General features: G+C 35.6%; 20 protein-coding genes. 16 read left to right on the top strand and 4 right to left on the bottom strand.

Features of this window, described 5'->3' with window-relative positions:
• The first annotated feature begins 102 nt into the window (after positions 1 to 102).
• The 10 genes from CD172_RS10200 to CD172_RS10155 all read left to right on the top strand — a co-directional run bounded on the left by CD172_RS10200 (position 103) and on the right by CD172_RS10155 (position 9,692).
• A complete protein-coding gene (locus CD172_RS10200) occupies positions 103 to 1,398 on the top strand; it encodes a dihydrolipoamide acetyltransferase family protein (RefSeq protein ID WP_103346287.1) in 1,296 nt (431 codons plus the stop codon).
• A gap of 3 nt (positions 1,399 to 1,401) precedes the next feature.
• Positions 1,402 to 2,808, top strand: coding sequence for a dihydrolipoyl dehydrogenase (lpdA, locus tag CD172_RS10195; RefSeq protein WP_037566053.1), 1,407 nt, complete (start codon positions 1,402 to 1,404; stop codon positions 2,806 to 2,808).
• 81 nt (positions 2,809 to 2,889) lie between these two features.
• A complete protein-coding gene (locus CD172_RS10190) occupies positions 2,890 to 3,162 on the top strand; it encodes a UPF0223 family protein (RefSeq protein ID WP_037566055.1) in 273 nt (90 codons plus the stop codon).
• 102 nt (positions 3,163 to 3,264) lie between these two features.
• Positions 3,265 to 3,804 (top strand): helix-turn-helix domain-containing protein, encoded by a 540-nt coding sequence (locus CD172_RS10185; RefSeq protein WP_037566057.1) that lies wholly within the window; start codon positions 3,265 to 3,267, stop codon positions 3,802 to 3,804.
• Positions 3,805 to 3,815: 11 nt separating this feature from the next.
• Positions 3,816 to 4,916, top strand: a complete 1,101-nt coding sequence (locus CD172_RS10180; protein ID WP_103346286.1) for an ABC transporter ATP-binding protein — start codon at positions 3,816 to 3,818, stop codon at positions 4,914 to 4,916.
• A complete protein-coding gene (locus CD172_RS10175) occupies positions 4,903 to 5,709 on the top strand; it encodes an ABC transporter permease (protein ID WP_103346285.1) in 807 nt (268 codons plus the stop codon). The genes CD172_RS10180 and CD172_RS10175 overlap by 14 nt, the downstream gene beginning before the upstream one ends.
• Positions 5,706 to 6,518: an ABC transporter permease gene (locus tag CD172_RS10170; RefSeq protein ID WP_103346284.1), complete on the top strand. Its 813-nt coding sequence runs from the start codon at positions 5,706 to 5,708 to the stop codon at positions 6,516 to 6,518. The genes CD172_RS10175 and CD172_RS10170 overlap by 4 nt, the downstream gene beginning before the upstream one ends.
• Positions 6,515 to 7,585 (top strand): ABC transporter substrate-binding protein, encoded by a 1,071-nt coding sequence (locus CD172_RS10165; protein WP_103346283.1) that lies wholly within the window; start codon positions 6,515 to 6,517, stop codon positions 7,583 to 7,585. The genes CD172_RS10170 and CD172_RS10165 overlap by 4 nt, the downstream gene beginning before the upstream one ends.
• A 63-nt stretch (positions 7,586 to 7,648) precedes the next feature.
• Positions 7,649 to 8,707, top strand: a complete 1,059-nt coding sequence (gene auxB / locus CD172_RS10160; RefSeq protein WP_103346282.1) for a lipoteichoic acid stability factor AuxB — start codon at positions 7,649 to 7,651, stop codon at positions 8,705 to 8,707.
• A 169-nt stretch (positions 8,708 to 8,876) separates the two neighbouring features.
• Positions 8,877 to 9,692 carry a DUF4064 domain-containing protein gene (locus CD172_RS10155; protein ID WP_103346281.1) on the top strand — a complete coding sequence of 272 codons (816 nt, stop codon included), beginning with the start codon at positions 8,877 to 8,879 and terminating at the stop codon, positions 9,690 to 9,692.
• Between the two features lie 53 nt (positions 9,693 to 9,745).
• Here the strand turns inward: CD172_RS10155 and CD172_RS10150 are convergent, their stop codons facing one another.
• Positions 9,746 to 10,357 (bottom strand): YktB family protein, encoded by a 612-nt coding sequence (locus tag CD172_RS10150; RefSeq protein WP_060550813.1) that lies wholly within the window; start codon positions 10,355 to 10,357, stop codon positions 9,746 to 9,748.
• A 114-nt stretch (positions 10,358 to 10,471) separates the two neighbouring features.
• Between CD172_RS10150 and CD172_RS10145 the strand changes: the two genes are divergently transcribed.
• Positions 10,472 to 11,284, top strand: a complete 813-nt coding sequence (locus CD172_RS10145; protein ID WP_103346280.1) for an inositol monophosphatase family protein — start codon at positions 10,472 to 10,474, stop codon at positions 11,282 to 11,284.
• Between the two features lie 55 nt (positions 11,285 to 11,339).
• Here CD172_RS10145 and CD172_RS10140 read toward each other — a convergent pair whose 3' ends face one another.
• Positions 11,340 to 11,531, bottom strand: a complete 192-nt coding sequence (locus CD172_RS10140; protein WP_234022053.1) for a DUF5325 family protein — start codon at positions 11,529 to 11,531, stop codon at positions 11,340 to 11,342.
• A 91-nt stretch (positions 11,532 to 11,622) separates the two neighbouring features.
• Here CD172_RS10140 and typA point away from each other — a divergent pair, with 91 nt between their 5' ends.
• Positions 11,623 to 13,470 (top strand): translational GTPase TypA, encoded by a 1,848-nt coding sequence (typA, locus tag CD172_RS10135; RefSeq protein ID WP_037566076.1) that lies wholly within the window; start codon positions 11,623 to 11,625, stop codon positions 13,468 to 13,470.
• A gap of 188 nt (positions 13,471 to 13,658) precedes the next feature.
• Complete coding sequence (locus tag CD172_RS10130; RefSeq protein WP_103346278.1) at positions 13,659 to 14,783, top strand: NADH-dependent flavin oxidoreductase; 1,125 nt, start codon at positions 13,659 to 13,661, stop codon at positions 14,781 to 14,783.
• 235 nt (positions 14,784 to 15,018) lie between these two features.
• Here CD172_RS10130 and CD172_RS10125 read toward each other — a convergent pair whose 3' ends face one another.
• Positions 15,019 to 15,222, bottom strand: coding sequence for a DUF2197 domain-containing protein (locus CD172_RS10125; RefSeq protein ID WP_060550816.1), 204 nt, complete (start codon positions 15,220 to 15,222; stop codon positions 15,019 to 15,021).
• Positions 15,223 to 15,705 (bottom strand): hypothetical protein, encoded by a 483-nt coding sequence (locus CD172_RS10120; protein WP_060550817.1) that lies wholly within the window; start codon positions 15,703 to 15,705, stop codon positions 15,223 to 15,225.
• Positions 15,706 to 15,839: 134 nt separating this feature from the next.
• Here CD172_RS10120 and CD172_RS10115 point away from each other — a divergent pair, with 134 nt between their 5' ends.
• From CD172_RS10115 to CD172_RS10105, 3 genes are all read left to right on the top strand, one after another.
• The gene (locus CD172_RS10115) at positions 15,840 to 16,115 is read left to right on the top strand and encodes an Fpa/YlaN family protein (protein WP_037566083.1); all 276 of its coding nucleotides are present in this window, start codon (positions 15,840 to 15,842) and stop codon (positions 16,113 to 16,115) included.
• 76 nt (positions 16,116 to 16,191) lie between these two features.
• Complete coding sequence (gene ftsW / locus CD172_RS10110; RefSeq protein WP_060550818.1) at positions 16,192 to 17,412, top strand: cell division peptidoglycan polymerase FtsW; 1,221 nt, start codon at positions 16,192 to 16,194, stop codon at positions 17,410 to 17,412.
• 266 nt (positions 17,413 to 17,678) lie between these two features.
• A complete protein-coding gene (locus CD172_RS10105; RefSeq protein WP_103346277.1) occupies positions 17,679 to 21,128 on the top strand; it encodes a pyruvate carboxylase in 3,450 nt (1,149 codons plus the stop codon).
• Positions 21,129 to 21,274 lie beyond the last annotated feature (146 nt).

Below are 21,274 nucleotides of genomic sequence, written 5' to 3'. Positions count from 1 at the left end.
ATAACAGTGCAGAACACGATTTCTATGACATCTTCCGTCACTAACATTCCTTTATTCCGTTATAACTTATCAATCTAAAACGATTAATTAGGAGGAAACAACGTGGCATTTGAATTTAAATTACCAGATATTGGTGAAGGTATCCACGAAGGTGAAATTGTAAAGTGGTTTGTAAAAGCTGGAGATCAAATCGAAGAAGACGATGTACTATGTGAAGTTCAAAACGATAAATCTGTCGTTGAAATCCCTTCACCTGTTTCAGGGAAAGTTGAAGAAGTTCTTGTTGAAGAAGGTACAGTGGCAGTTGTAGGTGATACAATTGTTAAAATTGATGCACCAGATGCTGAAGAAATGCAATTTAAAGGCGGTCATGATGACGATAGCTCAAGTGACAGCAAAGAAGAAGTAAAAGAGGAAGCTAAAGAAGAAACGCCTCAACAACCAGCAGCTAATGAAGAAGTTGACGAAAACAGACATGTTAAAGCAATGCCTTCAGTGCGCAAGTTTGCACGTGACAACAATGTAAACATTAAAGCTGTTAATGGCACAGGTAAAAATGGTAGAATTACAAAAGAAGATGTGGATGCATACTTAAATGGTGGCGGACAAGCTGCACCAGCTCAAGAAGAAGCGTCAGCACCAGCTGAAACTACTCAAGAAGCAACTGCAGCACCTACAGCAGCGCCAGCAGGTGACTTCCCAGAAACAACTGAAAAAATTCCTGCAATGCGTAAGGCAATTGCTAAAGCTATGGTTAACTCTAAACATACAGCACCTCACGTAACATTAATGGATGAAATCGATGTTCAACAATTATGGGATCACCGTAAGAAGTTTAAAGAAATCGCAGCTGAACAAGGTACGAAATTAACATTCTTACCATATGTTGTTAAAGCATTAGTGTCAGCACTTAAAAAATACCCAGCGCTTAACACTTCATTCAATGAAGAAGCAGGCGAAGTTGTACACAAACACTATTGGAATATTGGTATCGCTGCAGATACAGACAGAGGCTTATTAGTACCTGTTGTAAAACATGCAGATCGTAAATCTATCTTCCAAATTTCTGATGAAATTAATGAACTTGCGGTTAAAGCACGTGACGGTAAATTAACTTCTGATGAAATGAAAGGTGCAACATGTACAATCAGTAATATCGGTTCTGCAGGTGGTCAATGGTTCACACCAGTTATTAACCATCCTGAAGTTGCGATTTTAGGTATTGGCCGTATTGCTCAAAAACCAATCGTAAAAGATGGTGAAATTGTAGCAGCACCAGTATTAGCATTATCGTTAAGCTTTGACCATAGACAAATTGACGGTGCAACTGGTCAAAACGCAATGAACCACATCAAGCGTTTACTTAACAATCCAGAATTATTATTAATGGAGGGGTAAAATATGGTAGTCGGAGATTTTCCAATTGAAACAGATACTATTGTTATCGGGGCAGGTCCAGGTGGATATGTAGCAGCAATTCGTGCAGCACAACTTGGTCAAAAAGTTACAATCGTTGAAAAAGGTAATTTAGGTGGCGTTTGCTTAAACGTAGGTTGTATTCCTTCAAAAGCATTATTAAACGTATCACACCGTTTTGAACAAGCACAACATGGTGCTGACCTTGGTGTCACTGCTGAAAACGTATCTTTAGATTTCGATAAAGTACAATCTTTTAAAGGTTCTGTCGTTAATAAATTAACGAGCGGTGTTGAAGCTTTATTAAAAGGTAACAAAGTAGAAATCGTTAAAGGTGAAGCTTATTTCGTAGACAAAAATAGCTTACGTGTGATGGATGATAAAAGTGCGCAAACGTACAACTTCAAAAATGCAATTATTGCTACAGGTTCTCGCCCAATTGAAATCCCTAATTTCAAATTTGGTGGTCGCATCTTAGATTCTACAGGTGCATTAAACCTTAAAGAAGTACCTAAAAAATTAGTTGTCGTTGGTGGCGGTTATATTGGTTCAGAACTTGGTACTGCGTATGCTAACTTTGGTACAGAAGTTACTATCCTTGAAGGTGCGAAAGACATCTTAGGCGGTTTCGAAAAACAAATGACACAACCTGTTAAAAAAGGTATGAAAGCTAAAGGTATGACGATTGAAACGGAAGCTTTAGCAAAATCTGCTGAAGAAACAGACAATGGTGTTAAAGTAACGTATGAAGTTAAAGGTGAAGAAAAAACAATCGAAGCGGATTACGTATTAGTAACAGTAGGTCGTCGTCCTAACACTGATGAATTAGGTTTAGAAGAAGTTGGCGTTAAATTAACTGATCGTGGTTTAATTGATGTTGACAAACAAAGCCGTACATCAGTAGATAGTATCTATGCAATTGGTGATATCGTACCAGGTTTACCTCTTGCACATAAAGCAAGCTATGAAGCTAAAATTGCTGCAGAAGCAATTGCTGGACACAATTCTGAAGTAGATTATATCGGTATGCCAGCTGTATGTTTCACTGAACCAGAACTTGCACAAGTGGGTTACACTGAAGCTCAAGCTAAAGAAGAAGGCATTGAATACAAAGCTTCTAAATTCCCATACCAAGCAAACGGCCGTGCATTATCATTAGATGATACAACTGGTTTCGTTAAGTTAATTACACTTAAAGAAGATGACACTCTAATTGGTGCTCAAGTTGTTGGTACAAGTGCATCTGATGTCATTGCTGAATTAGGTTTAGCGATTGAAGCTGGTATGAACGCTGAAGATATCGCTTTAACAGTGCATGCGCACCCAACTTTAGGTGAAATGAGCATGGAAGCTGCTGAAAAAGCAATTGGATTACCAATTCATACAATGTAATAATAAATAATACATTTAAGGGTAAGGACATGTTGCGTGTCCTTGCTCTTTTTCTTATATTTTGATGAAGGAGGGATGTATATGGATTACCAATATCCAATAGATGTGGATTGGTCTCAAGAAGAAATGGTACAAGTGATATCATTCTTTAATGCGATTGAAGCATATTATGAGTCCTCTATTAATCGAGAGGTCTTGATGACGCGATACCAAGCCTTTAAAAAGGTAGTACCTGGTAAAGCGGACGAAAAAAATATATTTAACACATTTAAATCTGAGAGTGGTTACGATAGCTATAGAGTGATGAAAGAAGCTAAAAATCATCCAGAAAAAAGCAAATTATATGACAATTAAAAAACCTATTGTAATTTGAGCTGTAGTTTGGTATTTTTATTAGGCATTAAACTTTATGTTTAGTAAAAGTAAACAAATTACAGCTTTTTTTAGGAGTTAATGATGGATATAGGTCAAAAACTTAAAACGTTAAGGCTACTCAAAAATTTAACGCAAGAAGAATTAGGAGAACGTACAGATTTATCTAAAGGATATATCTCACAAATAGAAAGTGACAAAACATCGCCGAGTATGGAGACATTTTTAAATTTATTAGAAGTGTTAGGCACGACACCAGCTGAATTTTTCGACAAAAAACAAGTTGATAAAATTCACTATCCTAAATCTGAACAACTCACTTATGATGAGTATGATAAAGGGTATTTTTTACAATGGCCTGTTAAAACATCAAATGATTTTGAAATGGAACCGTTAATTTTAACACTTCAACCACATGCGTCATACAAATTATTTGAGCCTTCATATTCAGATACTTTTGTTTATTGTATGCGTGGGAGTGTCACGCTCAAATTAGGGAATGAAAAGTATAAAGCGTCAAAAGGGGATGCCTTATATTTTAAAGCAACTAAACAACATCAACTCATCAATGAACATCATAGTGAGGGACGCGTCATGATTGTTGCAACGTCATCGTATTTATAGGAGGGAAGACTTTGACTGCCTTATTAACATTTCAAAATGTAACAAAAAAATATCAAGATAAAACGATTATTAATGATATTAATTTAGAGATTGAATCTGGTCATTTCTATACGATTTTAGGACCATCTGGTTGTGGTAAGACGACAATTTTAAAATTGATTGCAGGTTTTGAACATGCAGATGCTGGTCAAATTGTATACCAAGGGAAAACGATTAATGAACTTCCACCAAATAAGCGCCAAGTGAATACCGTGTTTCAAGATTATGCACTTTTTCCGCATTTAAATGTATATGAAAATGTCGCATTTGGATTAAAAATGAAGAAAATGAACAAATCAAAGATAAAAGAAAAGGTACTTGAAGCATTGAAATTAGTGAAGTTAGATCAATTTGTAGATCGTGATATTCATGAGTTGAGTGGAGGACAAAAACAACGTATTGCGATTGCACGCGCTATTGTCAATGAACCTGAAATTCTTTTACTTGATGAATCGTTATCTGCATTAGATTTAAAATTACGTACAGAAATGCAATATGAATTAAGAGACTTACAATCAAGATTAGGCATTACATTTGTCTTTGTGACGCATGACCAAGAAGAAGCACTCGCTTTAAGTGATTACATTTTTGTGATGCGAGAGGGCAATATTGAACAGTTCGGTACACCTTTAGACATTTATGATGAGCCTGTGAATCGATATGTGGCTGACTTTATTGGAGAATCAAATATCGTAGAGGGACACATGGTTCAAGACTATGTGGTTAATATTTATGGGCAAAATTTTGATTGCGTCGATAAAGATATTCCCCAGGGTAAAAAAGTAGATGTGATCATTAGACCTGAAGACATTTCTTTAGTAGACGCATCTGAAGGGTTATTTAAAGCAACAGTTCATTCAACGCTATTTAGAGGTGTTCATTATGAAATTACGTGCATCGATGAGCAAGGGTATCAGTGGACGATTCAATCCACTAAAAATGCAGAAGTTGATGATAAAGTAGGATTATATTTTGATCCTGTAGCCATCCATATTATGGTTCCTGGTGAAACTGAAGAAGAATTTGACAAACGAATTGAAGGTTATGGAGAAGTAGATTATGAGACATATTAGTCGTTGGTTGGCTATCCCCTATATTTTATGGATGCTAATCTTTATCATTATTCCTGTCCTATTACTTTGTTATTTTTCGTTTGTCGATCGTAACGGTCACTTTTCTTTAGAAAACTATCAACAATTTTTTACAATGCGCTACATGTATATGTTAGGAGAATCTATTTTATACGCAGCAATTATAACGGCAGTGTGTTTAATGATCAGTTATCCTGCAGCCTATTTTATTCGACAGTCTAAGCATGCTGCAACGTGGTTATTAGTTATGATTATACCAACTTGGATGAATTTACTACTTAAGACATATGCATTTATAGGGATTTTCAGTCAAGATGGACTTATCAATCGTTTCATGACTGCCTTACATCTACCTAGTCAGTCTTTATTGTTTACAGCACCTGCTTTCATAATGGTATCGGCATATATTTATATCCCATTTATGCTGTTACCGATTTACAATAGTATGAAAGACATTAATAACCAATTATTCTATGCTGCGCAGGATTTAGGAGCGAACACATTTACAACGATGCAAAAAGTTTTGCTACCTTTGTCTAAAGAAGGGATTAAAACGGGTATACAAGTTACATTTATCCCAGCACTGTCTTTATTTATGATTACGCGTTTAATTGCCGGTAATAAAGTAGTCAATATCGGTACTGCGATTGAAGAGCAATTTTTAGTGATTCAAAATTATGGTATGGGTTCTACCATCGCATTATTTTTAGTCCTATTTATGGCACTTCTATTGATTATGACGCGTACGAAAAGTAAAGGAGGTGCGTCACGATGAAATGGATAGGTAAAAGTTATTTAATTGGTTTACTTATCGTATTGTATTTACCTATTTTTTATCTGATGTTTTATTCCTTTAATAGCGAAGGCAACATGGTCCATTTTGGTGGATTTACTTTAGAACATTATGTCACATTATTTAATAATAAACGCTTGCTTGAAGTGGTCTTCAATACGATAGCAGTGGCGTTAATTGCAGCAGCCATTTCAACAATTATTGGTGTTTTTGGCGCATTAATGTTATACCAAATCCGTAATCAATCATTGAAGATTTCATTTTTAACATTGAATAATGTATTGATGGTTTCATCAGACGTGGTGATTGGTGCATCATTTTTAATTATGTTTACAGCAATCGGACATGTGACAGGATTTGGATTAGGATTTACCTCTGTCCTTGTTTCTCATATTGCGTTTTGTATTCCGATTGTGGTCATTATTGTATTGCCTAAATTATATGAAATGAATGAATCTATATTAGATGCCGGGCGTGATTTAGGTGCATCAGACTTTCAAGTTTTAAGTCGTATCGTCATCCCGCAATTGATGCCTGGGATTATCGGAGGCTTTTTTATGGCCTTAACGTATTCATTAGATGATTTCACTGTGAGTTTTTTTGTCACAGGTAGTGGTTTTAGTGTACTGTCAGTCGAAGTCTATTCTATGGCACGACGCGGTATTAGCATGGAAATTAACGCAATATCCACCATTTTATTCCTCATCATTATGCTTGGATTAGTCATTTATCAATGGTTAAAAAAACATAATCAACGCACAATGAATCATAAAAGGGAGATGACGTTATGAAGCAATTGATGCAACTTGTGGTAGGGGCACTTTTACTGGGAATCCTTTGTTTAGGCGTTGGTTATTGGATTAATCATGATGTCGGTCAAAAAAATCAACAAAAATTGTATGTATATAATTGGGGTGAATATATTGATCCTGAGCTCATTAAACAATTTGAAAAAGAATCCGGTATTAAAGTTATTTATGAAACATTTGATTCTAATGAGGCAATGGAAGCTAAAATTCGTAATGGTGGGACGAGCTACGATGTGGCTTTTCCAAGTGATTATACGATTCAAAAAATGCGCAAAGCCCATTTGTTAAAGGAATTAGATAAAAGTAAAATTCCTAATGCAAAACACCTTGATTCCTATTATATGAATCAACCTTTCGATCCTCACAATAAATATTCAATGCCTTATTTCTTTGGCACAGTGGGTATCATTTATGACAAAACAAAATATCCAGACATAAAGTTTGATAGTTGGAAAGATTTAAAAAATCCAAAACTTAAAAATGATGTTATTTTTGTTGATGGTGCCCGTGAAATTATGGGACTATCATTAAATAGTTTAGGGTATAGTTTGAATGATAAGAATACTAAACATCTACAGGAAGCTGAAACTGAACTGAAATCCTATGCACCTTCAGTTAAAGGTGTTGTCGGTGACGAAGTTTCAATGATGCTAGAACAACATGAGGCTGGCGCAGCAGTATTATGGAGTGGTTCTGCGGCACCGATATTTACTAGTGATGATCGGTATGATTATGTCGTGCCTAAGGAAGGTTCTAACTTATGGTTCGATAATATGGTGATACCTAAAACAGCTCAAAATGTTGAAGGTGCGCATAAATTTATTAACTTTTTATTAGACCCTCAAGTGAGTAAACAAAATACTGAATGGGTAGAATATGGTACACCGAATAAAACAGCTAAATCTTTATTACCTAAAGAAACGCGTGAAGATACGCGAATTTACCCTACCAAAGAAGAACAAAAACGACTTGAAGTGTATAAAGATTTAGGTCCGGATGTATTAAATGAGTACAATGAGCGATTTCTAAACTTTAAAATGGGATTATGATTCTAGTTATTTTGATTAAGTTTAGATATAATTAAGTAACTAAGTACATTAAGGAGTGAAATTATGGCTTATGAGGCTTACCAACAGGTGGCAAGACCTGTGAGTCGTATCGCTGAAAAGATTCTAGGATGGCTAAGTTGGGTGTTGTTATTATTAACAACAATTGTCGCAATGTTTTTTGGATTAGTGTTATTTAGCAATGAGAGCTCAATCCAAAATATTGAGAATGGCATCGCTAATAATCCAACGATGCAAACTTTTTTAGCTAATAATAATTTAACAGCGACACAGTTTGTCATCTCAATGCAAAATGGCGTTTGGGCGTTTATCGTTTATCTAATAGTATGTCTTCTGATTTCATTCCTAGCATTGATTTCAATGAAGCATCGAATCGTATCAGGCTTACTATTCTTACTTGTGGCTATTTTGTCGATTCCATTGTTTTTTATACTTGTACCACTTTTTTTTGTTATCGTTGCATTTATGATGTTTATTCGTAAAGACAAAATGGTGTCAGTTCCTGGTTACTATTATGAAGGGAATCAAGTGGGTTATGAACGAAATTATGGTCAATCACAACCGTACAATACATCAGATGAAAAAGTGTATCGTAGACCTTCTGAACAAGAGCCACGTTATAATGACAATCATGAATCTAAGGTCAATCAACCAACAGCAACATCACACAATGATGAAGCAAAAGCATCTGAGTCACCTCAAGTACTTTCACGAACTGCAAAGTATCATCATAAATCCGTACGAAATCAAGAAGATGTACCTTCGAATGATTTAACAGAAGAAGATGATACAGTTGTATATCAACCCCGTTCTGAAGCACAAAAAGAGGATAATCATGTCTTTGATTCCAGAACGCATGTTTCAGCTAAAGATGTGAATGGTGAAGATGAGCCTATTGATCAAGAAACATTAAAACAACAGCGTAAAGATGAACGCGCTCAAATTAAAGCCCAGAAGAAAGAAGACCGTAAAGCACGTAAAGCTCAGGTAAAAGAACAGCGTAAAGCACGTCCTAGTGCGGCAACGCAACGTAGACAAAATTATGATTATCGTAAACAAGTTCAAAAAGAACGGTCAACAGATACGCAAGATACAGAAAAATAATCTACTAATGAATAAAACAGTGAATCTACTTTTTATTGAGTCAGATTCACTGTTTTTTTGCGTTATTTAAATATTATTAAATTATACATCAAAGTTTGTAAAAATTTTTTAAATTATGCGTTTATGGATAGGATATAGGGTAATTAAGTGACTAAGGAGGTAATGCATTATGTCAGACAAATATACTTATGGAAAACATGACGATAATCATTTAAATCACGATCGTCATCAGTACGATAGTTATCAACATCAAAAACCTTTCAAACGTACGGCAGAAAAAGTACTCACTTGGATTGGTATTGTTTTACATGCTTTATATGCGCTGTTAATTTTAGGAGCAGGGTCATTTATACCACAATTACTAAAAAATAAAGAGTTTCAACAAGAATTCCAGAAACAAGGGATAGATTCCAATCAAGTTGCGCAACAAAGTCAGGATTATTTTCCTGTACTACTTTATGTCGGTGTGCCGTTGTTATTAGCACTTATTGCTGCATTTTTATTTAAAAAGCGCATTCTTGCAGGCGTGATTTTAATTATTGCAAGTATTTTAGCGTTATTCTCAGCAAGCTTAATAGCTGCTTTATTATGGTTTATTGCTGCAATTATGTTATTTGTTCGCAAGCCTAAACCATATCACCATGTAATGGCAAATGATAGCCATGATCGTGATCATGTTAATCACAATCATAATCATTCTCATCATCATGACCGTCACGATGTGAAGCATAGTGATGATAAACGAGTTGAACATGAAGCGCATCACCAGCATGATGTGAATCGTACAAATCATGTTGACAGTCGTCGTGACAATGTAGGTGCGCAACCTTATTCAGATAATAATCATCATACTCATGAATCATCTCGTCATGAGGATGGACATGGAGATGCGCATCATCATGAATCGAATCATCATGACCTTAAAGATAAAGGTTTAAATGCTAAAGAGCGTTTAAACGATTTAAAAGATGATCATCGTCGATAAACTAAAACCAAACGCCACATCCTAAAATCAATGGGATGTGGCGTTTGCCATTGTTATTTATAAAATTTTAAAAGGTGGTCAAATGTATCTTCCAAATATGCAAGAAATGCTTTATCAGACTTTAATTCTTTCGCATTTGGTTTTAACGCACGTGCAATGAAAAACTCACCTTTTTTAACATTTTTCGCACGATGAATGCCTTTTTCAACTTCCTCTTGAGACATATGACTAATTTTAGATTTATCAGGTTTTGTATGATCGAGTGAAATTTGGAAATCGTCTGGAAGGGCAATTAAAGTATCAATGTTGTCTTCGAATACTTTTACATCTTCAGCTTTATTTTTATCTTCATGCATGACACCATACATGACAAATAAATGATCTTCAAATAACCCGATTTGAAAATGAGGTTGCATTTTATAGCCACGTTGATTTGTAGCAAAAGCGACCCAAGTATCTTTTGGCGGGTTTACTGTGCGTCTTGCATGCTTAGCAACATGTGCGTAAAAGTCTTCGCCCGTCACTGTTTTTAAATAATCAGTAAAGTATGCACCTAATTGATGAAATTGAGGACGAATTTTTTCATCGAGTGCCGCCATTCTATCCTCTAAACCTTCTACTTGAAAAACTTTAAAATCACTTGGTTTAAAAGTATATTTCGTCATGATTGTTCCTCCTAAATGACAGTGGATTTCATTAATAATAGAATACCTTAGTTTGTAAAACATTCATAATATAATGATTTGTTGTATAATGTTAAACAACTAGGAGTGATGCCGATGCATTTATATGATTTTGCTAAAAATTTAGTTTTAGAAGCGGGGAACAATATACGCAAATGGATGCATGAAGACATTGAGATTGAATCCAAGTCTAATCCCAATGACTTGGTTACAAATGTTGATAAAGCCGTTGAAACTTTTATTGTGAGTCAAATCGAAGCGCAATATCCACATCATAAGATGATTGGTGAGGAAGGCCATGGGCATGACATAGATTCGACGCAAGGGACGATTTGGGTGATAGATCCTATTGATGGCACACTTAATTTTGTTCATCAAAAACAAAATTTCGCCATTTCAGTTGGAATTTATAAAGATGGAAAACCCTATGCAGGGTTTGTATATGATGTGATGCGTGACATTTTATACCATGCCAAAGCATCTCATGGCGCATTTAAAAATGAAATGCCATTACCTCAACTACAAAACACATTATTGAAAGAAAGCATTGTAGGGTTAAATCCAAATTGGCTAACGAAACCGAAGATGGGATCTATACTACAACCTATTATTCGTGATTCTCGGACGGCCCGTGCCTATGGTTCAGCTGCACTTGAAATAGTATATGTTGCCACAGGTCTATTATCAGCGTATATGACACCGCGTTTACATCCATGGGATTATGCTGGGGGATTGATTATACTTCAAGAAGTAGGCGGCAGCGGGACAAATTTCCTTGGTGAGCCGTTGTCGATTACAACACATAGTACAGTATTGTTTGGAAATAAAGCGATTCACGAAGAGATTTTGAACCACTATTTGAATCCTTACCGAAATGAACTTATAGCTATGCAACAACGTTATCAATAAAAAGGGTGAGCATATTGACATGCTCACCCTTGTATATATTCTAATAGCTTAAAGATTAAAACCAATCATTTTCTCGATACTTCTTTTTCAATGAAAAGCCATAACCTAACGTCGCCATTAATAAAATAAATGTAATCAACATCCAGAACATATTTGTTGCTGCGATTGCAAAGCTAAATGTTGTTAAAAAGAAAACAGCAAGTAGTGCAAGTATGAAAAAAATAGTTTTAGACTTTTGCATCTTTATTCCACCTAACTGTGTCGTCATTTCATTTATATGATATAATAAACGAGTTGCAAAAGAAAGTGGTAATTTACTCAAGAAAGGAAATTAATGTATGACTAAATTTAGAGAAGATGTTCGTAATATTGCGATTATCGCTCACGTTGACCATGGGAAAACGACTTTGGTTGATGAATTATTAAAACAATCTGGAATTTTCCGTGAGAATGAGCACGTAGCTGAACGTGCAATGGATTCAAACGATCTTGAAAGAGAACGTGGGATTACCATCTTAGCGAAAAATACTGCAGTTGATTATAAAGGGACACGTATTAACATTCTAGACACACCTGGACACGCTGACTTTGGGGGAGAAGTAGAACGTATCATGAAAATGGTAGACGGTGTTGTCCTTGTAGTGGATGCTTATGAAGGCACGATGCCTCAAACACGCTTTGTATTAAAGAAAGCATTAGAACAAAATTTAAAACCAGTAGTTGTAGTGAACAAAATTGATAAGCCATCTGCACGTCCTGAAGGTGTAGTGGATGAGGTTTTAGATTTATTTATTGAATTAGATGCTAATGATGAGCAGCTTGAGTTCCCAGTTGTATATGCATCAGCAATTAGTGGTACAGCAAGTTTAGATGCGGATAAACAAGATGAAAACATGCAATGCTTATATGAAACAATCATTGAGTATGTACCTGCACCAGTTGATAATCGTGATGAGCCATTACAATTCCAACCAGCATTGTTAGACTATAACGATTATGTTGGCCGAATTGGCATTGGACGTATCTTCCGTGGAACGATGCGTGTTGGGGAGAATGTATCATTATTAAAGTTAGATGGAAGTGTTAAAAATTTCCGTGTAACTAAAATATTTGGTTATTTTGGTTTAAAACGTGAGGAAATTCAAGAAGCATATGCTGGAGATTTAATTGCTGTATCAGGAATGGAAGATATCAACGTGGGTGAAACGATTACACCTCAAGACCATCAAGATAAACTCCCAGTATTACGTATTGATGAACCTACATTAGAAATGACTTTCCGAGTAAATAATTCACCATTTGCTGGACGAGAAGGACAATTTGTTACGGCACGTCAAATTCAAGAACGTTTAGACAATCAATTAGAAACAGACGTATCTTTAAAGGTCACACCAACAGATTCACCGGATGCGTGGACTGTAGCGGGTCGTGGAGAATTACATTTATCGATTCTAATTGAAAACATGCGTCGTGAAGGTTTTGAACTTCAAGTATCGAAACCTCAAGTTATTTTAAAAGATATAGATGGAGAACTTCATGAACCATTCGAACGTGTACAAGCTGAAGTACCAGAAGAATACGCAGGTTCTGTCATTGAATCGTTAGGTCAACGTAAAGGTGAAATGGTAGACATGACAACGACAGATAATGGCTTAACACGCTTAATCTTTAATGTACCGGCAAGAGGTTTAATTGGATATACGACTGAGTTCATGTCTATGACACGTGGTTACGGTATCATTAACCATACGTTCGATGAATTTAGACCACGCATTAAAGGACGTATTGGTGGTCGTCGTAATGGTGTATTAGTTTCTATGGATCAAGGTAGTGCAAGTGAATATGCAATTTTAGGTTTAGAAGACCGTGGTATCAACTTTATGGAACCAGGTACGGAAGTCTATGAAGGTATGATTGTTGGTCAAAATAACCGTGAAAATGATTTAACTGTTAATATTACAAAAGTTAAACATCAAACAAATGTACGTTCAGCTACTAAAGACCAAACAGAAACTATGAAAAAGCCACGTATCTTAACGTTAGAAGAAGCATTAGAGTTTATCAATGATGATGAACTGGTGGAAGTAACACCTGAAAATGTACGTTTGAGAAAACGTATTTTAAATAAAGGTCAACGTGAAAAAGAAGCGAAACGTTTGAAACAAATGATGGAAGATAATGAATAATTATAAAAAGCAATGTCACTATCATATAGTGATGTTGCTTTTTTATGTATAATGGAATGCCAAAAATGTCATCGTTGTGGGGGCGATACAACGAAATCAAAGATTTCTGTATCGCTCTCAAGTCGAGTTGTTTTGTCGGTTTTTGTTCTTGTATTACACTGTAAGTAGTTGATTAAGGAGGTTTTTTTATGGAGGAACGTTTTAAACCTTTATTTGAAAGTGTGGTTTTACCTAATGGCAAACGGATTAAAAATAAGTTTGTTTTAGCTCCTTTGACGCATACGCTTTCGAATGATGACGGTACGGCATCTGATCGTGAAATAGCGTTTATGAAATCAAGAACGCATGATGTAGGGATGGCCATTACGGCTGCAAGTTATATTAATATTGAAGGTAAAGCTTTCCCAGGCCATCCTTCCATTTCTAAAGAAGCGGATTTAGAAGGATTAACTGAACTCGCACGTACGATTAAACAAAATGGAGCTGTCGCTATTATGCAAATTCATCATGGTGGCGCACGAGCGCTTCCTGAATATGTTCCAAATGGCGATGTTAAGGCGCCAAGTCAAATTGAAGATTATGGATATGGTAAACAACAACCCCATGCTTCTAGGGCAATGACAGCTGAAGAAGTTGAGGCAGCGATTAAAGATTACGGGCGTGCGACAGCACTCGCAATTCAAGCAGGATTCGATGGCATTGAAATACACGGTGCGAATCACTATTTAATACATCAATTTGTTTCACCATATTATAATCATAGAGAAGATAAATGGAAAGATCCTTTTGGATTTTCTAAAGCCGTTATTGAAGAAGTATTGGAAGTGAAAACGGCGTTAGCACCACGTGATTTTGTGATAGGTTACCGGTTTTCACCGGAAGAAGCTGAGAAACCCGGTATTACGATGGAGCATACACAACGATTAATTCAGGAACTTATAACCTATCCACTTGATTATTTACACGCGTCACTCATGGATATTCAATCTGTTACGAGAGAGGGAAAGTATGCTGGGGCAACACGGATAACGTTACTAAAACAATGGATAAATCAAAAAATGCCACTCATTGGTATTGGTTCTATTTATTCAGGTAATGATGCTTTGAAAGGGTTAGCGCTTGGGGCTGATTTTGTAGCGTTAGGTCGAGGGTTATTACTCGATCCCCACCTTATTGAAAAAATTGAACATGGTAAAGAAGACGAGATTGTCAATGTATTTGATGCTAAACGAGAAGACCATCATCAATTGCCGGACGAATTGTGGCAATTATTTAATAAGGGTCGATATCCAGTTCCTAAAAAAGAAATATAGAATGAATCAATGTGGTAGTATGAGTTGAAATGATAAAGCCTTTAAAGTTCATTGTCTTATGAATTTTAAAGGCTATTTTTCGCTTTGTATAGAAAGAGACATCTTATACGATTTGAAATCAATCATTGTCAATCGTGAAGTTAAAGTGGTGAAAGTGGATCATTGTAAAATGCATCAAAGCAGTAGTGTTGTTACTACTTTGATGCATAAAATAGGTGTGGAACATTACATATTATTAGGATCGAGACGATTCATTTTTTTCTGAGCTATTATGAATGCTTGTTTCTTTAGGTAATCGTTGTTTCGGTGTATCTAAACGACTTTTACATTCATCGCACATAAATGTTTGAATAGGATTATGCTTTAAGCGTTTGGCAATGAGCGTATTCTCATCTAAAAGAACCTCTGTATCGCATATTATACATGTTACTTTCCGCATTTATAACACCTCAATATGAGTAACATAATCAAATTGATAACGCATTCCTTCCTCTTGTTGATATACAAAGCTGTCTACGGCATTATCTTTATAGAGTCTTTTGCCATCTTTTGAGAATTGAAAAAATAAATAAGGTAACAGCTGAAATGGTATATCGATATGCTCCGTATCATTTGATAGACGAATAATAGAAGCACTGTCCAATGGTTCCGCATTCTTGAAAAATGGTGTCATGTTAATCACAAACGATCCTTCAAGTACAGCGCGTTTTTTATAATCGATTTCAGAATTTAAAGTTGGTGGGTTAGTTTGTCCTTCTAATATCGCCCGATTCCATTCGCGATTATCTTCAAATTTTATAGGTTTTTCACCATCAAAGACACCATTTTTTAAATCGTCGATACGTATTTTGCGGTCATCGAAAATCCATGTAGAACTATCTAACGTAATAGGAAATTTTACCGCACCTTTAATTTGAATCATGAACATGCACTCCCTCAAGTAAACTAAATTTATTTTATCATACTTGAGACGGAGGCGTATGAAATACACTTGCTTTTTAAAATGGGTTAAGATAAACTTTTAACATGAAGATAAAATTATGGGGGGACTATGTCATGAGCAAGCAAAAAAATATTAGCAATGCGGCATACGACCAGTTAAATGCAGACGCAGACAGAATTTTACAGCTCATTAAAGTTCAAATTGATAACTTAACATTGCCACAATGTCCTTTATATGAGGAAGTTTTAGATACGCAAATGTATGGGTTACAAAAAGAAGTTGATTTTGCTGTGAAACTCGGTTTGGTTGATAAAGAAGACGGTAAAGCATTAATGCTTCGCCTTGAAAAAGAGTTATCAAAACTACACGAAGCGTTTACAAGAGTTTAATTGCGATTGAAAATCCATGCTGAGATTTTGGCGCAATGACGCTTTGTATCTGCGATGAATTGGATGATCATATCATATGAATAATATAAAAAGTTTATTTCGATATATTTTGAGATCCTCTAAATATATCGATTTTCCATTATTAATCACTTATCTTGCACTATGTTTTATTGGTTTAACAATGGTGTATAGTGCAAGTATGGTAGCAGCTACGAGAGGAACACTCACCGGTGGTGTATCTGTTCCGGGTACATATTTTTACTCTAGACAACTTATTTATATCGGTATCGGTTTTGGTATCGTATTTTTTATCGCTTATTTGTTAAATGTCAGACTTCTGAAATCGCCTAAATTTCAAGTTGGAATGATGGGATTTATCGTAATGTTACTATTGGCGACTTTAGTTATAGGATCTGAAATTAATGGGTCACGAAGTTGGTTAAATTTAGGTTTTATGAATTTACAAGCTTCTGAGCTTTTAAAAATTGCTATTATACTTTATGTGCCATATATCATTGAACGAAAAAGACCACAAATTCAACGAGATCCAACAGCGATTCTGTGGCCTATTATCTTTGTAGGCCTTATTATTGGGCTGGTTTTATTACAAAAAGACGTGGGTCAAACGATGCTGATTTCAGCAATTTTCTTCTCAATCATTTTATACGCTGGTATTGGAATTAAAAACTTTTTGAAAATTGGTTTCTTCAGTTTGTTAGGTCTTTTTGTTGTTGTTATCATCATCGTTGTTTTTAGAATTAATATTTTACCGTCATACCTTACAGCGCGCTTTAGTGCTCTCGAAAATCCTTTTAACTTTGAAGATGGCATAGGCTATCACCTTGCTAACTCACTTCTAGCTATCGGTAATGGAGGGATTTTTGGAAGAGGTCTAGGTAATAGTATTATGAAACTCGGGTATTTACCTGAACCCCATACCGATTTTATATTTGCAATTATTGCGGAAGAATTAGGTTTAGTGGGTGTACTCATTGTTTTAAGTTTATTGTTCTTTATCGTATATCGTTCGTTTGAACTTGCTTCTCGCACAACGTCCTATTTTTATAAATTGGTTTGTGTTGGTATAGCAAGTTATATCGGTATTCAAACGTTTATCAATTTAGGAGGGATTTCAGGATTAATTCCTTTAACAGGGGTTCCACTACCTTTTATTAGTTTTGGAGGATCCTCAATGATTAGTTTGAGTATTGCGATGGGATTATTGCTAATTGTGTCTAAACAAATTAGATATGAGCAAGCGCGCAAACGATATATAAAGAAAAATAATATGACTTAAAACAGTAACGAGAGCTTTGAATCTAAAAGTTTGATATGATTCTAAGTTCTCGTTTTTTATTTTGACTTTTGAGTGACGACAACTTAAAATAAATGTGGTAATAACAAAAATCTATCAAGAGTAATAAGTAATATTTATAACCTTGAGAATTTATTATAGGTCATTTGAATCATGAAAAATGACTTTGACTTTTAACTTCTTTACAGATTTTGATATACTAGTAATTATATTTTTAGAATTTTCGAACTTTTTAGGAGGTTGGCTTCATGAAACGCATTCGTAAATTATTAGTCGCAAACCGTGGGGAAATTGCCATTCGTATCTTTAGAGCAGCAACTGAGCTAAATATAAAAACTGTTGCTATTTATTCAAAAGAAGATATGGGGTCATTACATAGATATAAAGCTGACGAATCATACCTCGTTGGTGAAGATTTAGGTCCAGCTGAAAGTTATTTAAATATTGAACGCATAATTAAAGTAGCCAAAGAAGCTGATGTTGATGCCATTCATCCGGGTTATGGTTTTTTAAGTGAAAACATGCAATTTGCTAAACGTTGTGCTGAAGAAGGTATCATTTTTATCGGCCCTCATCTTGAACATTTGGATATGTTTGGTGATAAGGTAAAGGCGCGTACAACTGCGATTAAAGCAGATTTACCTGTTATTCCGGGAACTGATGGACCTGTTGAAGGTTTTGAAGCAGCAGAGGTTTTTGCAGAAGAGGCTGGATATCCATTAATGATTAAAGCGACCGGTGGTGGTGGCGGTAAAGGTATGCGTATCGTTCGAGAACCTTCTGAACTAAAAGAAGCATTCACTCGTGCGAAATCTGAGGCAGAAAAGTCATTTGGCAATAGTGAAGTGTACATTGAGAAGTTTATCGATAACCCTAAACATATAGAAGTACAAATTATTGGTGATGAAGAAGGGAATATCATTCATTTATATGAACGTGATTGTTCTGTCCAAAGACGTCATCAAAAAGTTGTAGAAGTTGCGCCGTCAGTCTCATTATCTGATGAATTAAGGGAACGTATTTGTGCATCTGCGGTTGATTTAATGAAAAAAATTAATTATGTAAACGCCGGTACAGTTGAATTTTTAGTATCGGGGAATGAATTTTATTTTATTGAAGTCAATCCTCGTGTCCAAGTAGAACATACTATCACTGAAATGATCACAGGTGTTGATATTGTTAAAACACAAATCTTAATCGCTGATGGAGAAAATTTACATGGTGAAGCAATCAGCATGCCTTCTCAAGATGAAATTAAAACTTTAGGATATGCCATTCAATGTCGTATTACAACAGAAGATCCGACACAAGATTTTATGCCAGATACGGGTCATATTGTTGCTTATCGTTCAAGTGGTGGTTTCGGCGTACGTCTTGATGCAGGTGATGCTTTCCAAGGTGCTGAAATTTCACCGTACTACGATTCTTTACTCGTGAAAGTATCGACACATGCGATTAGCTATAAAGAAGCGCGTGAAAAAATGGAACGTTCACTACAAGAAATGCGTATTCGAGGCGTGAAAACAAATATTCCATTTTTACGTAATGTGATTAATCATCACAAATTTGCCTCAGGAGATTATACAACAAAATTTTTAGAAAATGCGCCTGAATTATTTGTGATACAACCTTCACGCGATAGAGGAACAAAAACATTAGAATATATAGGTAATGTTTCAATTAATGGTTTTCCAAATGTTGATAAGCGACCGAAGCCAACGTTCGAACCAGCTGAATTACCTGAAGTAAGTTTCAATGAGATTAAAGCATTACGAGGTACGAAGCAATTATTAGATGAAAAAGGTCCGCAGGCCGTAGCAGATTGGGTTAAAGCGCAAAAAGATGTATTAATTACAGATACAACGTTCCGTGATGCACACCAATCGTTATTAGCAACGCGTGTGCGTTCTCATGATTTACTAAAAATTGCACCTGCAACAGCCAAAGTGATGCAAAATAACTTCTCATTAGAATTATGGGGCGGTGCGACTTTTGATGTGGCATTTAACTTCTTGAAAGAAAATCCATGGCAACGACTTCATGATTTAAGAAAAACAATTCCAAATGTGCTCTTCCAAATGCTATTACGTGCTTCGAATGCTGTGGGCTATAAAAACTATCCTGATAATGTCATTCAAAAATTTGTAAAACAGAGTGCAGAAGCAGGTATTGATGTTTTCCGTATTTTTGATTCATTGAACTGGGTTGAACAAATGAAAGTTGCTAACGAAGCCGTTCAAGAAGCGGGGAAAATATCTGAAGGTACGATTTGTTATACCGGTGACATTTTAAATCCAGAACGCTCTAATATTTACACATTAGACTATTATGTCAAACTTGCGAAAACGTTAGAGCGAGAAGGCTTTCATATGTTAGCGATTAAAGATATGGCTGGCTTATTAAAACCACGCGCAGCCTATGAACTTATTGGAGAGTTAAAAGCAGCAGTAGATTTACCAATTCACTTACACACGCATGACACTAGTGGTAATGGAATTATCATTTACAAACAAGCGATTGATGCTGGCGTAGATGTGGTTGATACGGCTGTAGCTGCTATGTCAGGGCTAACGAGTCAACCAAGTAGTAACTCACTGTATTACACGTTAGATGGATTCGAAAGAGATTTGCGTATGGATATTGATGGTCATGAAGCGTTATCTCATTATTGGGATGCGGCACGTGCATATTATAGTGACTTTGAAAGTGATATGAAATCACCGCATACTGAAATTTATCAACATGAGATGCCAGGTGGGCAATATTCAAATTTACGTCAACAAGCGAAAAGTCTAGGACTAGGTGAGCGCTTTGGTGAAGTGAAGAAAATGTATCGTCGTGTCAATTTCTTATTTGGTGATATTGTCAAAGTGACACCTTCGTCAAAAGTTGTAGGAGACATGGCATTATACATGGTTCAAAATGATTTGGATGAAGAAACAGTAGTTCGTGATGGTCATAAATTAGACTTCCCAGAATCTGTCGTTTCATTCTTCAAAGGCGAAATTGGACAACCTGTTAACGGCTTTAATCAAGCATTGCAACAAGCTGTATTAAAAGGGCAAAAACCACTCACAAAGCGCCCAGGTGAATATTTAGAACCTGTGGACTTTGATGCTTTAAAAGAGGAGTTGCAACAAAAGCAACAACATAAAGTCACTGAAGAAGATGTAATTAGTTATGCGTTATACCCTAAAGTTTATGAGCAATATATTCAAACGTTTGAAAAATTTGGGGATGTGTCTATTTTAGATACGCCGACTTTCTTCTTCGGTATGCGCGACAATGAAACAGTAGAAATTGAAATCGATAAAGGTAAGATATTAATTATCACACTTAAAACCATTACAAAACCTGATGAAAATGGTATGTGTACAGTATTTTTTGATATGAATGGTCAAGCGCGTCGTGTGCGCATTAAAGATGAAAATGTTCAGTCTTCAAAACGCGCAAAACCAAAAGCAGATAAGTCAAATCCGACTCATATTGGTGCACAAATGCCAGGGACTGTATTACAAGTAGATGTCAGTGAAGGCGACGAGGTTGAAGCAAATCAATCTCTAATTATTACTGAAGCTATGAAAATGGAAACAACGGTTCAAGCGCCATTTAAAGGTATAGTGAAAAAAATTCATGTATTTCCGAATGATGGCATTGAAACAGGAGACCTTCTGATTGAAGTTGAACAAGCAGAATAAGTAAGTAGTGTTTCATAATATAACACGTATAGAATCTATAAACCGATAGGGGCTGGGACATAATTCTCAGCCAAAAAAAGAATCGATTAGGTAAAATCATTTTTACTCAATCGATTCTTTTTATATATTATTTTAAAAAAATAAAG

It is taken from the genome of Staphylococcus agnetis, assembly GCF_002901865.1.
Taxonomy (GTDB): domain Bacteria; phylum Bacillota; class Bacilli; order Staphylococcales; family Staphylococcaceae; genus Staphylococcus; species Staphylococcus agnetis.
Note: the sequence above shows the minus strand (reverse complement) of the source record. Positions and strands in the feature narration are given on the sequence as shown.